This is a genomic window from Phycisphaerae bacterium, from assembly GCA_012729815.1.
Classification (GTDB): Bacteria; Planctomycetota; Phycisphaerae; order JAAYCJ01; family JAAYCJ01; genus JAAYCJ01.
Genome location: JAAYCJ010000111.1, coordinates 1 through 14,407, shown reverse-complemented (window position 1 = coordinate 14,407; position 14,407 = coordinate 1). Strand labels below are relative to the sequence as shown.

Here is a 14,407-nt window from a genome sequence, read left to right as displayed (position 1 = left end):
TCCTCGTCGGCTTCGATACCGAATTGACGTACGCCAAGCTCCGAACCGCCTGCGACCTGCTGCGGGCCGGGGCCAGGCTCTTTGCCACCCATCCGGACCTCAACTGCCCCACACCCGACGGCCCGATCCCCGACACCGGTTCGTTGCTCGCCTGCATCCAGACCTCCACCGGCATCCGTCCGACCGACATCGCGGGCAAACCCAACCGCTGGGTCATCCGCCTCGCCCAGCAGCACTTTGGCCTGCGCCCCTCCCAGATGGCCATGATCGGCGACAATCCCGACACCGACGTCCGCATGGCCCTCCGCTTCGGCCTGACCTCCGTCTGGATCGCCGGAAACCGCCGCCCGCGAAACAAAGGCGTCCAAGCCGACCTGGCCGTCTCCGGCATTGCCGAACTGATCCAAACCCCCTGGTTCAGACGCCTCACCGCCCAGTGATCCGCCTGTCGATTGACGATCGGGACCGACTCGCGTAGAGTAACGGCATGGAGCGCTACGAGCTGATCTGGCAGGCCAATCCCACTGCGGTCATCCTGGTGACCCTCGCCGCCGTCGCCACCGCCGTCCTCTTCTACCGCCGCGTGTTTCGCGAACTGCCGCCGCGACGCGCCGCCCTCCTGCTGGGACTGCGACTGGCCGCCCTCCTCCTGCTCCTGGTGCTCCTCTTCAAGCCGGCCCTCAGCTACTCCCGTCCGCCACAAGACCAATCCCGCATCGTCCTGGCCGTCGATACCTCCCGCTCCATGTCGGTCGCCGACGCCCGCGGCCGGCCGCGACTCGACTACCTCAAGTCCTTCCTCGCCGAAAACCTCGACCTGCTCCGTGACCAGCCGTCCGCCGCCGCGATCCGCGTCGACGACAGCGCCGAACCCGTGCGACTGGACGACCTGGACGACCTGGCGCCCGGAGGCCCGACCACCAACCTCTCAGCCGCCTTCGATCGCCTGCCCGCTCTCGTTCCCGCCGACCAACTCCAGGCCATGATCGTCATGACCGACGGCAACGACCTTTCCGGAAAAGACGTGGCCCAAGCCGTCGAAGTGCTCAGCCGCCCGGTCTACTTCATCGCCGTCGGCGACGAGGCCACCGCCTCCGCTCTACCCAACCTCGCCTTGACCCTCGTCGACCCGCCCATCCGCCTGACCGCCGGAGGCGAAAACGACCTGGCGGCCCAGGTCCAGTGGTCCGGCTCGTTCGACGCACCAGCCGAACTGCGAACCGAGCTCGCCGACGTTTCACCGCCCGCCGCCCGCGTCGCCACCGAAGGCCCCACCGGCCAAAAACAACTCCGCGTCACCCTCAAACCCAAGAGCCCCGGCAAAACAGAAGCCGAGTTCGCCCTCGCCCCTCCGACCAACGCCGCTGAGGCCTCCGATCAGGACAACGCCCAGCGACGCCACTTCCTGGCCGTCAAGGAAAAGCTCCGCGTCCTGATCGTCGAAGGACGCCTCCGCCCCGAGTACCGCTTCCTCCGCCAGTTCCTCGAATCCGAACCCGCCGTCGAGTTCGTCAGCTTCGTTCAGGTCCGCCCCGGCAAGTTCCTCGTCTCCGCCAGCCCCGACCTGGAAAAACCCGAACAAATCTGGAGCCAAAAGAGCGACTACGAGAACTTCGACGTCATCGTCATCGGAGATATCTCCACCCGCACCCTCACCGACGAGCAGTTCGCCTTCATTCGCCAAGCCGTCGAGGGCGGCAAGGCCCTCCTCGTGATCGCCGGCGGCGACACCCACCAGCTCGCCCGCACCCCTCTGGCTGACATCCTCGCCATCAGCCCCACCGAAAAGGTCGAATGGTCCAAGCAGGACCTGCGACCCGCCCTCTCAGCCGCCGGACGCGCCAACCCAGCCTTCGAAGCCCTCGCCGACTTCCTCTCGCCAACCGCCCCGCAAAACGCGGATGCCAAACTCGACGGCTTTTTCCGCATCGGCTCGCCGACCCCAGCCACCACGGTCCTGCTGGAAACCCCAAACGCCGACCCGCTGCTGGCGATGCGCAACGTCGGCTGCGGCAAATCCGCCATCCTCGCCACCGAAAGCACCTGGAACTGGGCCCTGAGCCCGCAACCCGCCGTCACCGAACAGCTCTACCGCGGTTTCTGGGGCGGACTCCTCCGCCATCTGGCCGGCCGCGAAGTCGCCGGCGACCAGCCGCCGCAACTGATCCTCAACCCCTCCAGCAGTTGGACCACCGCCGGCCAGGCGCTCGCCCTGGTCTGCCACGTCTTCGACCTGCAGGCCCACGCCACCACCCAACCCGCCGTCCAACTCAGGATCACCGGCCCGCACGACATCCCGCCCGCCGCCATGAAGCCAGCCGACGACCACTACCTTTGCCCGCTCACCCTCGAACAGCCCGGCCGCTACCTCGTCGAAGCAACCGCCCGCTTCCAGGACCGCGACCTGACCGACCAACAGACCATCGACGTCCTGGAAATCGATGAGGAACTCGCCCGCGTCGCGCTCAACCGCCAGAACCTCCACCGCTGGGCCCAGGCTGGGAATACCGAACAACCCCTTTCGCCCGAAGACCTCGGCCCGCTCCTTCGCCGCCTCAAAAGCGAATACCTTCAACGCGCCCAAACCCAGCGCGAGTTCGGCCAGTGGCGAAGCTTTGACCACCGCAACCCCATGCTCGCCGCCTTCATCGCTCTGCTGATCGGCGAGTGGATCCTCCGCCGGACCTGGCAGCTACGGTAACGCCGCCTCCGGATCGTCCGCCATCCGCTTGCCGAACACCGACGCGAGCCGCTTCACGTGCCCCATCAACTCCGCCAGCGCCGCCGGCACCAACGCCTGCGGACCGTCGCACAACGCCTTGTCCGGACACGCGTGCACCTCGATCATCACCCCGTCCGCGCCCGCCGCGATCCCCGCCAGCGTCATCGGCGCGATCAGGCTCCGCCGGCCCGTCGCGTGCGACGGATCGATGAACACCGGCAGATGCGACTCCTCCTTGACGATCGGCACCGCCGAGACGTCCAGCGTGAATCGCGTCTCGTCGGTGAACGTCCGAATCCCCCGCTCACACAGCATCACCTTGTTGTGTCCGCGCGACAGGATGTACTCGGCCGACATCAACCACTCCTTGATCGGCGCCGACAATCCTCGCTTCAGAAACACCGGTTTGTGGGTCTGACCGACCTCCAGCAGGAGGTTGAAATTCTGCATGTTCCGCGCCCCGATCTGAATGATGTCCGCGTACCGCTCCACCTTCGCCACGTCGCGCGGGTCCATCACCTCCGTAATCACCGGCATGCCCGTCTCATCGCCCACCGCCCGCAGCAGCTTCAAACCCTCCTCGCCAAGCCCCTGAAAACTGTACGGACTCGTCCGCGGCTTGTACGCCCCGCCCCGCAGCACGTGCGCCCCAGCCGCCTTCGACGCGCCCGCCGTTTCGCGCAGCCACTCCTCGTTCTCGATCGCGCACGGCCCCGCGATGATCGTCACCGTCCCTTCGCCGATCCGAATGTTGCCCACCCCAAAGACGCTGTCGTCCGGATGGAACTCCCGAGACGCCAGTTTGTACGGCTTAAGGATCGGAACCACCCGCTCGACCCCGGTGATCTCCTCGATCAGCGGGATATTCTCCACCCGCTCCTCCCCGATCGCTCCGATGATCGTCCGGAACCGCCCCTTCGAAATGTGCGGCGCCAGACCCAACTCGGCGATCCGAGCCACCACCGCCTCGACCACCCGGTCATCCGCCCCCGGTTTGAGAATGATAATCATCGTTCGCTACCTGTCACCAAAAGGATAGGTCTCTTTCTCCCGCCACCGTCTCAGATCAGCGGCTCCGGCGCCCGCGGAAACGACCCCAACACCAGCAACTGCAAGCAATGCTCCTTCGCCGCCCGGATCGCCGCCGACACGTTCGTGTCCTCCTGATGCCCTTCCGCGTCCACGAAGAAGTAGTACTCCCACGTCTGCTTCCGCGACGGCCGCGAGGTGATGCTCGTCAGATTCAGCCCGTACTGCCGGAAGACCTCCAGCACTCCCGCCAGCGCGCCCGGCTTGTCCGCGGTGATGAACATGATCGCCGTCTTGTCCCGGCCCGTCCGCTTCGCCGACTCCGGGCTGATCACGAAAAACCGCGTGCAGTTGTTCGGGTTGTCCTCGATGTTCTCGCAGACGATCTTCAGATCGTACAGCTCCGCCGCCAGGGCCGAACCGATCGCCGCCGCCTCCGGCTGCTTGGCCGCCAGTTCCGCCGCCCGCGAACTCGACGCCACCGGCATCGTCTGCACCTCGCGCATCTGCGTCGCCAGCCAGTTCCGGCACTGGGCGAACACCTCCGGCTTCGAATAGATGATCTTGACCTGCTCCATCGGGCAATTCGCCAGCAGATTGTGATGGATCGGCACGATCGTCTCCGCGCAGATCTTCACCTGCAGTTCCACGAACGCGTCCAGCGTGTCGATCACCGTCCCGCCCACCGAATTCTCCACCGGCACCACCCCCAGATCGCAGTGACGCCGCGACACCTCGATGAAAATGCTGCGAATGTCCGGAAACGGAACGTAATCGACGCTCACCCCGAACTTGCCCGTCGCCGCCAGGTGCGAATAGCTCCCCTCCGGGCCCAGATAGCCCACCTGGAGCGGCTTTTCCAGCAGCAGCGACCCGCTCATCATCTCCCGCCAGATCGCCACCAGCACCTTCGACGGCAGCGGCCCCTTGTTCAACGCCATGATCCGGTCCAGCACCGCCTTCTCGCGGTCCGGGGCGTAGTACGAGATCGAGCTGGTCCGCTTCAGCGCCCCCACCTCGACCACCACCTGCGCCCGGCGGTTCAGCAGTTCCACCAACTGCTCGTCCAATTCGTCGATCTGACGACGCAACGCCGCCAACCGGTCTTCAGATTCCGCCATCTACAACCCTTTAACAGGCAAAAAGTTAACCCTCATTATCGAGCCGCTCCCCCTTCCGGTCAAACCAAAACGCCCGTCCGGCACCCGCCATCAACAGTTTTATGTACATTTAACAACTTTAAATGTTTGCACAACCCCGTTTCAAGAACCACCCAATGAAAAATCTCGGAGATGAAAAATAACTTGTCCAAGCGGTTGAAAACCGTTCTTCCCGCTAAAATAATTGATTCAGCGGGACAAAGAATGCTATAATACCGTTAGATTTTTATTTTCAAGCAGTTTTATTTAGACTGCGCCGGTGGCCAGGAGCTCGACAGGGCTCACCGGTGGACGAAGTCTTCGATCGGCTGAGATCGGGCCGCAAAGAAACCGGCCCAACCCCCTGGCGGGGTCTCTTCCGGCGAAGCGGGTGGAGCCAAGCAAGTGGACACCTGGTACTTTGGCCTCCTTGTGGCCATACTGGGAATCAGCCTGTTCTTCTCGGCAGCGAACTTTGCACTCAAAGCATACTCGAGGATGAAACTCGAGGATCTGCTGACGCATCGGGGGAATGAGGACCATCTCGAAATCGTCCAGGAGGATATGCACAGGCTCCTCCTGACCTCAGCCGTCATCCGGACCTCGGCCAACCTGGCCCTCGTCCTGGCCATCGCCAACGGGCTGAGTCAGGGAGTCCTGCACCTGCCTATCCTTGTCTACGCCTTCCTGATCTCCATCGTCCTGCTCTCGGTCTTCTCCGTCGCGATTCCTTACGCTTGGGCTCGATACTCCGCCGAGCCGTTCCTCGCCGCCACCCTCCCGTTCCTGCGGGCTGTCAAGCTCGTCATGACCCCGCTGATCGCCTTCATGGACGCCATCGACCTGCTCGTCCGACGACTTGCCGGCGTCTCCATCGAACCCGAGGGCAACCACGCCGTCGAACAGGAAATCCTCGAAGCCGTCCACGAGGGCGAGGAAGAGGGCGTCGTCGACTCCCAGGAACGCCGCATGATCGAGTCCGTCATCGAAACCCGCTCGGTCACCGTCGGACAGGTCATGACCCCGCGCACCGAGATGGTCGCCGTCGCCGCCGACGCCTCCCTCGACCAGCTCAAGCTGACCATTCAGGAGCACGGCCACAGCCGACTGCCCGTCTACGAGGAAAGCCTCGACAACATCATCGGAATGCTCTACGTCAAGGACCTCCTCCAGTTCCTCGACACCGTCCCCAACGGCTTCTCCGTCCGCGACGTCATGCGCCCCTGCTACTTCGTCCCCGAAACCAAGCTCCTGCGCAGCCTCTTCTCCGAGTTCCGCCACAAAAAAATCCACGTCGCCATCGTCCTCGACGAGTACGGCGGGACACTCGGCCTGGTCACCTTTGAAGACCTGATCGAGGAGATCGTCGGCGATATTACCGACGAGTACGAACCGGCCGAACCGCCGCTGATCAAGGAACTGGACTCCAAGACCCTCCAGATCGACGCCCGCATGCGCACCGACGACCTCAACGACGAGTACGAACTGAATCTGCCCGAAAGCGAGGACTACGAGACGATCGGCGGCTTTATCTTCTCAAGCCTCGGCCGGATCCCCGTCCAGGGCGAGACCTTCCAGTACCAGAACCTGCTCTTTACCGTCCTCGACGCCAGCGAACGCAAAATCGGCCACGTCCGCCTGGAAATCCTCCCCGAAGAAGTAGTCCGCAACGAAGCGAACGGGGCGATCTAGCCGACCGCCGCTCCGCCGCACTGTTCCAACGCCGGCCGAGCGTGGCCGCTATTTGCCGCGCAGCATGTTCTTGAGCTGCTGATTCTCCCGACGCGTCGCCTCCAGGTCGAACAGCAGGTACTTCACGTGCAGCCGGAGGTGATCCACCCCTTCGTGAATCTTGGCGAACGTCGCCTTGAGCTGCTCGTGACGTTCCTGGGTCTCCCGGGCAAGCTCCATCAGGCGGGACCGCTGCGGCTCCGGCATCCCCTGGATCTGGCCGATCAACTGCTGAATCTTCTCCTGGATCCGGTCTTCTTTCTTCTCCATCGTTCTTCCGCTCCTTTTTCGCAATCCAGACCTCGTTGGCCGACCATCTCAACTGCAAAGACCGTACCGCGGACCCATAGCCCGCCAGCATATCGTACAACTCACGACTTGACAAGCCGTTACAGCGATCAACTCGCCGTCAACCTCCCGCCAGTACCTCTCTCCACGTCGCGGATGTGAAACCCATGTTTCACAGATGAAACGTCCAAACCTGGACCAGCGGCCAAATTAGTTCAACCGGCCCGCTGGCCCGCCGTATACTATCGCAACGACACACAGAAAAGGAGACCTTCGATGTCCCGAGCTCTCGCCACGCTTCTGCTCTCCCTGCTGATCGTTGGTGCGTCTGCCGCCCAGACCGCAACCGATCCCTTCGCCCCGCTCTCCAACCCTGCCGCCTGGACGCCCGACCGCGTCTGCCGCGTCACCGCCGAAGCCGGCGAACTGGTCTGGGACTTCGAAGCCGACAAGACCGTCTCCGGCGCCATCGCCATCCGCGCTGAGGGTCTCAGTTTGCCCAAACCGGAAATCCTCTCGTTCCAGGTCCTGACCCCGGACGTCGGCTACCTCCTGGTCACCATCGCCGATCGCGACGGTACCTGGGCCTCCTACCAATGCTTCGGCCTGCCCAACAAAACCTGGACCCCGATCGAAATCACCATCGCCGAGCCCTGGTTCTACTGGGCCGACGGCGCCGACGGCCAAATCGGCGATATCGACTCGATCATCCTGGGCATCGAACCGCGGGCTGGCGAGGTCCGCGGCAGCGGCCGCTATCAAATGCGACTCCGAGACTTCCGCTCCGGTCCCGCCGACAAGGTCGAACCGGCCCCCTCACCCTCTACACCGCCAACCCAGCCGGACTTCTCCAGCCAATACCAGAAGTTCCAGCAGCTCTACGCCCAGGCCGTCGAAGCCCTGACGGACATGGAAGCCACCCTGCAATCCGCCCAACCCACCGACCATCAACTGGTCACCCTCAACGTCGCCCGCGACGCCCTCGGCTGGTCCGCCCTCGACGCCGCCTACGCCAACGACCACGCCAACCAGAGCATCATGGACCAAGCCGTCCGCCAGGTCCAGTGGATCATCGACGCCGCAGAACGCACCACCGCTGAGACGGCTCAACCCTCAGCCGCAACCGGCCAAGCCGTCTCCGATCGTCCGGATGCGACCAACCTGACCGTCCGAAACGGCGACTACTACGCCGGCGATCGCCCGGTCATCCTGACCGGCATGCAAAGTCCCTGGAGCACCAACCTTCGCCCCTACGGCTACAACGCCATTAGCCGCCACGAGTTCTCCATACCCGAACAGATCACCGCCATCGCCGAAGAGGACCGCCAACAGGGCCTCGCCCTGGACTTCATGTCCGAGATCCACGTGCCGGGCGAGTGGTACGAGCAGCACCCGACCCTCGATCCCAACGGCTTCCGCCGCAAGCGCAACCCCTTCATGGCCGTCAACATCGATAGCGAAGCCCTCGACGCCCTGCGCGGACCCCTTTTGACCTCGCAGGCACAGGCATTGGCCAAACTCCCCCACATTGCCAGCCTCCAGATCGTCAACGAACTCTGGTACGCCGAAGGCCCCTACTACCAGGCCGCCGACTTCCAGCAGTACCTCCGACAGGCCTACGACAACGACATCGAAACCCTCAACCGCCTCTGGGACACAGACTTCGCCGACTTTGACGAGGTCCGCTACGTCCCGCGCACTCGCGCCGCCCGAGTCGACATGGGCCGCTACACCGCGTTCCGCGTCACTCGTCAAGTGGATTGGGAGGCCAAACAGATTCACCAGGTCGACCCGAACCGCGTCGTCCTTGTCAAGGTCCACGGCGGATACTGGAGCACCCTCGGCGCCGACTATATGGGGCTTGCAGCCGTCCTCTCCGGCAACGGCATGGACAACTATCCCGAACCCATCCTCGGCCGGCAGCGCCCGCTCGACCACGGCCACGAACGCCTCGACCCGCGGTTTGCCGCCGACTTCTGGACCCAGGCCGTCTGCATCGACACCTACTGCTCTCTCGCACCAAACAAGCCCATCATCGACGGCGAGTACCACATCGCCCCGTACGATGAGACCCAGACCCCGCCCCAGTTCGTCCGCGCCATGTTCTGGCAAGCCTCGCTTCACGGCCGCGACGCCGCCTACATGTGGATCGGTCAGCGCCGAGGAGCCCACCCGTGGATCTCCTACGACTCCGGCGATTTCCTCCTCCTGACCCAGCCGTGGATGCTCGAAGCCGCCGGCCGGACCGCCCTCGACCTCGAACGACTCGCTGAGCACGTCATCCCCTTCCATCACCGCAAAGCCGACGTCGCCCTTCTACGCTCCGGCTTGGGCTTCCTCGAATGGTACAAGCAGGCCTACTTCCAGGATTGCCCGTTCGACCTGATCCTGCCCGACGCCGTCGAAGGCGCCGACCTTGCCGGATACAAACTGCTCCTGATCCCGAATGGCGCCTGGGTCAGTCCCGAAGGCCTCGCGCGGATCGAAGAGTTCGTCAAACGGGGCGGCCACGTCGCCATGGCTGAGCGCAGCTTGGAGATGACCGAACGCGAACAGCCGCTCGACTCGACCGGACTCAGGAAGCTCACCGATCGCGTCGTGGTCGTCAAGACCGAGGCGTCACGCCCGATCATCGACCGGGTCATCGAGCGGGCGGACATCCGCCGGCCCATCCGCTGCCGGGCCAACAACGTCGAGTTCCGCCTCCTCGAAGACCGCCACATCGCCTACGCGATCAACTTCGACCGAAAACCTCAAAGGGTCGTCCTGGAAGGCGAAGCGGTGGGATCAAAAATAGTGGACCTGATCACCGGCCGAGAACTCGGCGCGGCGTTTGAACTGGCGCCCCTCGAAGTCGTGCTGCTTCAGATGCCCCAATAGCGGCCGACGGAGACGGAAAATCCGCCGTCCGGCTCAGTCGAACCAGTCGGTGATGTCGTCCAGCGTGTTGTCCGTGTCACGCTCGACGTACACGCCGCAGCTGTTCTTGTGGTACTCCAGCTTCTCCCAGAACGGCAGTTCGTCGTACTCCTCGGCGCTGATCGCCGGAGTCACGAAGCAGTCGGAATTGAGCAAGTTATTCAGACTCAGCGTCGCCTCACAGCCGGCGCCGGTGGTCAGGTAACCCACTAGAAATCCGGCCAACAGAACGGTCCATATGGCTTTTTTCACGGTCAGACCTCCTCGTATACGGGCCTTTACCGGGAATATCGGCGAGCCGCGAGGGTGGGTTTAGCTGTCCGCGTCGTCAAAAAGCCATCCCGTCTGCTCTCTCGGCGGTCGCCTGCTTGGGGGCTTCTCGTCCGATACCTTGGCCGCCGACCCGTCCGCCGCCTCTGACGCCGCGTCAGGCTCCGCTATCTCCTGCAGTTCCGGAAACGCATGGATCAACTGCGCCGGCACCGCCAGCCGCCGGTTCAGCAAAATCGCCTTAAGCTGCAGCGCGTTGGCCACCCCCTGACCGCAAAAATGGTTGTTCGTATAAACCAGCACCTGCCCCGCCTTGCCCGCCAGGTCCTCTATTCGGCCCGCCCATTCGCCCAACTCCTCCTTGTTGTAGAGGTAGTTGTACCGCTGATTGACGTCCGCCCCGTCCGAGAACCACTCCTTGGCGTTCCGCCCGTGAAGCCGAACGTACGCCACGTCCGCCGTCGCCACCGACGTCGGCGACAGACACCGATTCAGCGGCGGCTGGTCGATGTTGCAAAACGCCACCCCCTTGGCCCGGAGGCTCGAAAGAAACTCCTCATCCAGCCAGTTCCGCTGCCGAACCTCCACCGCCAGCGGCAGCGGCTTCAGCGCGTCGATCAACCGCTCCACGTAAACCAGATTGTCGCCGGTGAAACCAAACGACCACGGAAACTGCATCAGCACCGCCGCCAGCCTGCCCGCCTCGCGCAGCGGCCAGGCAAACTCCCGGAACTCCCGGACCAGCCCCTCAAACCGATCCGGATCGCGCTCATGGGTCAGCGACTGGTGCAGCTTGACGCTGAATGAGAATCCCGGCCGGTCAGCCGTACGGAGAATCCAGCTCTCGACCGTCTTGAGCGAAGGGATGCGATAGAACGAACTGTTGACCTCGAGCGTGTCGAACAGCGCCGCCAGGCACAGCATCCGGTCGAACCGGCTCGGCGCATTGGGCGGATACACGATCCCCCGCCAATCGTCATAGCTCCAACCGGAGGTGCCGATCCGGATCTGGCCCATGACCTCCCATCAACGCGCCGGAATCGCGATCACCTGACCCGCCTTCAGGTCCCTCGGATCGCTCCCGACGCGGGACTTGTTCAACGCCAGAATCTCACGCCACCGCGACCCGGAACCCAACAGCTCCAGAGAGATCGAATAGTAGCTGTCGCCTTCCTGCACCTTGTACTCGCGCGACCCGGCCGGCAGGTTGGCGATCCCCTCATACCGTCGCTCCGCCTGGCGCTGCGGAGGGATCACCAGCTTCTGTCCGACCCGCAGCCGCGACGGATCGCGAAGGTCCGGATTCGCCTGCGCGATCTGAACCCACAGGTCGCCGCGACCATAGTACTGCTCCGAAATCCCATACAGCGTCTCGCTGCTGCGGACCACGTGCACCTTCGCCACCCCGTTCGGTCCCGGCGGCGGCTGGCTCCCGTTCCGATCGTCCAGCGCGATCTCGATGCTCGCCGGCTGATTGGGCCGCACGCCCGCCGTCTGACCTCCAACCACGCCCAATCCCGGACGCGTCGTCGGAGCCGTGGCCGTCCGGAAATCCAGCGTGATGCTGGCCCGGTCCGGCGGCGGTGTCGGCTCAAGCCGGCCGCCCACCGGCGGCACCGACCCGCCGATCGTCTCCACCGTCTCCAGCGGAGTCGGACTCGGCGACTCCCCGCCAACGACTTCCTCGTCGACGGCGGCCGTCGCCTCGCCTTCGGTCTGGGCCGTCGGCGCCTCCTGCCCCAGCGGCTGGGCCGGCTCTTCGCCGGAACCGAAATAGAGCAACGCCCCGATGACCACCACCAGAAGAATGACAATGGCGATCTTGGCTTCCGTACGCATGATCGACCTCCCTGTGCGAACGGGACTACTCCTTCCTCGCGTATGCGGCCTCCGGCGCAGCCGTCGCGGTATCGTTCTCGGCCGCTCCGATACGTCCAAACCAGCCCAGCAACAGCGGCGACGCGATCGCGATCGACGAGTAGGTGCCCACGATCGTACCGATCACCATGACGTAGCTGAATCCCCGGACGCCCTCTCCGCCGAACACGTACATGATAACCATCACCAACAGCGTGGTCACCCCGGTCAGAACCGTCCGGCTCAGCGTCTGGTTGATCGAGTCGTTGATGATCCCCGCGTTGATCTCCTTGAGCTTCCCGCGGGTCTCCCGAATCCGGTCGAACACCACGATCGTGTCGTTCACCGAATACCCGATCACCGTCAAGAACGCCGCCACCAGCGCCAGGTTGATTTTGAACTCCAGCATGCCCGGAGCCCCGAACGCGTCCGCCGCGTAGTGGGCGATCATCACGAACGCCAGGCAGATCAGCACGTCGTGCGCCAGTGCGATCACCGCCGCCAGACCGTGCCGCGGAGTCCCGAACCGCACCCACAGGTACATGATGATCGCCGCGAACGACACGATCAACGCCAGAACCGCCGACGTCTTCGCCTGCGCCGCCACCTGCGCCCCAAACTGCGTCACCTTCTCCAACGCCGACGTCTGGCTCATCGCCTCCGTCACCAGGGTCAACTCGCTGGTCACCAGCTCCTGCATCCACAGGTCCTCGTCCTGGTCGTACGGGTACGCCGGATCCGACACCGCCACCGCCACGCTCTGATACCGAATCTCGTTCTCCGGCAGGTTCGCCACGTCCTGGCCGGGCGCCGGCTCAAGTCCGATCACCCGGAAATCGCGCCACTGCATCTTCTCGAAGTCCGGCTGCTGACGCATCGCCACCAGACGCGACGAAATGTCCTCCGTCGTTACCGCCGGATCGATCCCTTGAACCACGAACGTCACGCCGTCCCGATAGTCGCTCACGTCCCGGACGTACGCCGGGTCGTTCGTCCCGACCACCTCGCTCAGCCGGCGCGCCGTCACCGGGTAGTATTTGATGTTCGGATCGAACGCCAGCGACGGCTGAATCTCCAACTGCTCGCCCATGACGTCCACGATCGCGTCGATCACCAACTGCTGAGCCGTCGCCACCGTCACGATCTCGAACCGGTCGCCCGCCTCGCCCACGCTCTGGACCTGGGCGTCCGCAAGCTGCTGGCCCGTCCGGCGCGTCTCCGCCGCCACCGTCTCCTTGATGTACTTGGCAACCTGCTCCGGACCCATCTCCTTGCCCAGCTCGCCGCGAATGGCGAAGGCCACCGTCTCATTGGCCACCGTCCGCAGCGAACCCTTCTCGATCTGGGCGTCCATGAACGAGAGCAACGCCGCTTCCGCCCGCTCCGTCGATACGCCCTGCAAACTCAACCGGTACCGATTCGGCTGCTGCGGATCCGAAACCAGCTCCGCTCCCGCGATCGCCTCGGCCGAGGCGGCCAGCTCGCGGCCCGCCTCCTTGACCTCGCCGCGAACCTGCTCAAAACCCAGGCTGCCCGGCTCCTTCAACACCACCTGCACCGCCGTTCCGCCGCGGAACTCGATGTCGTACTTCTCCGGCCCGCGCAGCGGGAACAGCACCAGACCCAGCACGATCAACGTGCCGCTGGCCGCCCAGAAATACTTCTGCTTGCCCATCCAGTTGATCCGCGGCCGACGGAAAAACTGCAGCATCGGCATCGACTTGATCAGCCCTTTCTGAGCCAGCAGGTCGAAGATCACCCGCGTGACCACCAGTGAGGTGAACAGGCTGATCACCAGACCGAGACCCAGGGTCAACGCGAACCCCTTGATCTCCTCCGTGCCAATGTAATACAGCACCACGGAGGTGATCAACGTCGTGATGTTCGCGTCCAAAATCGGCGGAAGGGCCCGATCGTAGCCGTTCTTGATAATCAGCCGAATACTCTGGACCTTCGCGCTCTCCTCGCGGAAACGCTCGTAGATCAGCACGTTCGCGTCCACCGCCATGCCCAGCGTCAGAACCACGCCCGCGATCCCCGCCATCGTGAACGTCGCCTCCAGCGAGGCCATCGCCGCCAGCAGAAACAGCAGGTTCAGAATCAACGCCACGTCCGCGATCATCCCCGCCCACATGTAGTAGATCGCCATGAACGCCAGCACCGCGATCAGACCGAGCAACGCCGCCTGCAGTCCCGCCTTCCGGTTGTCGTCGCCCAGACTCGACCCGATACTGTGAACGCTGATCGGATTGTCCCTCAGCCGGGCCTCCAGCGACCCGGCGTTGAGGGTGTTCACCATGTACTCGATCTCCTCCTGGCTGAACTGCCCCTGGATAATGCCGCGGTTGCTGATCTGGGTCCGAATCACCGGGGCGCTGATCGCCTTCTCGTCCAGCACGATCAGCAGCGCATTGCCGATGTTCTGCCGCGTCAGATCCAGAAACAGGCTCGC

Annotated in this window: 11 protein-coding genes; 4 read left to right on the top strand and 7 right to left on the bottom strand. The window is 64.1% G+C overall.

Going from position 1 to position 14,407, the window contains the following annotated elements; all coding sequences use genetic code 11:
* Window positions 1-440: HAD hydrolase-like protein (locus GXY33_08065; protein NLX05084.1), on the top strand; the 440-nt coding region annotated here is incomplete at its 5' end.
* A 47-nt stretch (window positions 441-487) separates the two neighbouring features.
* Complete coding sequence (locus tag GXY33_08060) at window positions 488-2,701, top strand: hypothetical protein (protein ID NLX05083.1); 2,214 nt, start codon at window positions 488-490, stop codon at window positions 2,699-2,701.
* On the opposite strand, the gene aroF is transcribed toward GXY33_08060, so the two are convergent.
* Complete coding sequence (gene aroF, locus GXY33_08055) at window positions 2,693-3,733, bottom strand: 3-deoxy-7-phosphoheptulonate synthase (GenBank protein NLX05082.1); 1,041 nt, start codon at window positions 3,731-3,733, stop codon at window positions 2,693-2,695. The genes GXY33_08060 and aroF overlap by 9 nt on opposite strands.
* A 50-nt stretch (window positions 3,734-3,783) precedes the next feature.
* Window positions 3,784-4,872: a prephenate dehydratase gene (gene pheA / locus GXY33_08050; GenBank protein ID NLX05081.1), complete on the bottom strand. Its 1,089-nt coding sequence runs from the start codon at window positions 4,870-4,872 to the stop codon at window positions 3,784-3,786.
* Window positions 4,873-5,295: 423 nt separating this feature from the next.
* Here pheA and GXY33_08045 point away from each other — a divergent pair, with 423 nt between their 5' ends.
* Window positions 5,296-6,582: an HlyC/CorC family transporter gene (locus GXY33_08045; GenBank protein NLX05080.1), complete on the top strand. Its 1,287-nt coding sequence runs from the start codon at window positions 5,296-5,298 to the stop codon at window positions 6,580-6,582.
* A gap of 48 nt (window positions 6,583-6,630) precedes the next feature.
* Here GXY33_08045 and GXY33_08040 read toward each other — a convergent pair whose 3' ends face one another.
* Entirely contained in the window at window positions 6,631-6,891 is a 261-nt protein-coding gene (locus GXY33_08040) for a hypothetical protein (protein ID NLX05079.1), read from the bottom strand.
* 294 nt (window positions 6,892-7,185) lie between these two features.
* On the opposite strand from GXY33_08040, the gene GXY33_08035 reads away from it, so the two are divergent.
* A complete protein-coding gene (locus tag GXY33_08035; GenBank protein ID NLX05078.1) occupies window positions 7,186-9,789 on the top strand; it encodes a hypothetical protein in 2,604 nt (867 codons plus the stop codon).
* A gap of 33 nt (window positions 9,790-9,822) precedes the next feature.
* On the opposite strand, the gene GXY33_08030 is transcribed toward GXY33_08035, so the two are convergent.
* From GXY33_08030 to secD, 4 genes are all read right to left on the bottom strand, one after another.
* The gene (locus GXY33_08030) at window positions 9,823-10,080 is read right to left on the bottom strand and encodes a hypothetical protein (protein ID NLX05077.1); all 258 of its coding nucleotides are present in this window, start codon (window positions 10,078-10,080) and stop codon (window positions 9,823-9,825) included.
* A gap of 60 nt (window positions 10,081-10,140) precedes the next feature.
* Entirely contained in the window at window positions 10,141-11,115 is a 975-nt protein-coding gene (locus GXY33_08025) for a DUF72 domain-containing protein (protein ID NLX05076.1), read from the bottom strand.
* 9 nt (window positions 11,116-11,124) lie between these two features.
* Window positions 11,125-11,937, bottom strand: a complete 813-nt coding sequence (locus GXY33_08020; GenBank protein ID NLX05075.1) for a LysM peptidoglycan-binding domain-containing protein — start codon at window positions 11,935-11,937, stop codon at window positions 11,125-11,127.
* 25 nt (window positions 11,938-11,962) lie between these two features.
* A partial coding sequence (gene secD, locus GXY33_08015) for a protein translocase subunit SecD (protein NLX05074.1) occupies window positions 11,963-14,407 on the bottom strand: 2,445 nt, incomplete at its 5' end.

Bases quoted from the DNA above. Each gene is read 5' to 3' on its own strand.
- GXY33_08060 (NLX05083.1), top strand. From the start codon at position 488: ATGGAGCGCTACGAGCTGATCTGGCAGGCCAATCCCACTGCGGTCATC.
- aroF (NLX05082.1), bottom strand. From the start codon at position 3,733: ATGATTATCATTCTCAAACCGGGGGCGGATGACCGGGTGGTCGAGGCG.
- pheA (NLX05081.1), bottom strand. From the start codon at position 4,872: ATGGCGGAATCTGAAGACCGGTTGGCGGCGTTGCGTCGTCAGATCGAC.
- GXY33_08040 (NLX05079.1), bottom strand. From the start codon at position 6,891: ATGGAGAAGAAAGAAGACCGGATCCAGGAGAAGATTCAGCAGTTGATC.
- GXY33_08035 (NLX05078.1), top strand. From the start codon at position 7,186: ATGTCCCGAGCTCTCGCCACGCTTCTGCTCTCCCTGCTGATCGTTGGT.
- GXY33_08025 (NLX05076.1), bottom strand. From the start codon at position 11,115: ATGGGCCAGATCCGGATCGGCACCTCCGGTTGGAGCTATGACGATTGG.
- GXY33_08020 (NLX05075.1), bottom strand. From the start codon at position 11,937: ATGCGTACGGAAGCCAAGATCGCCATTGTCATTCTTCTGGTGGTGGTC.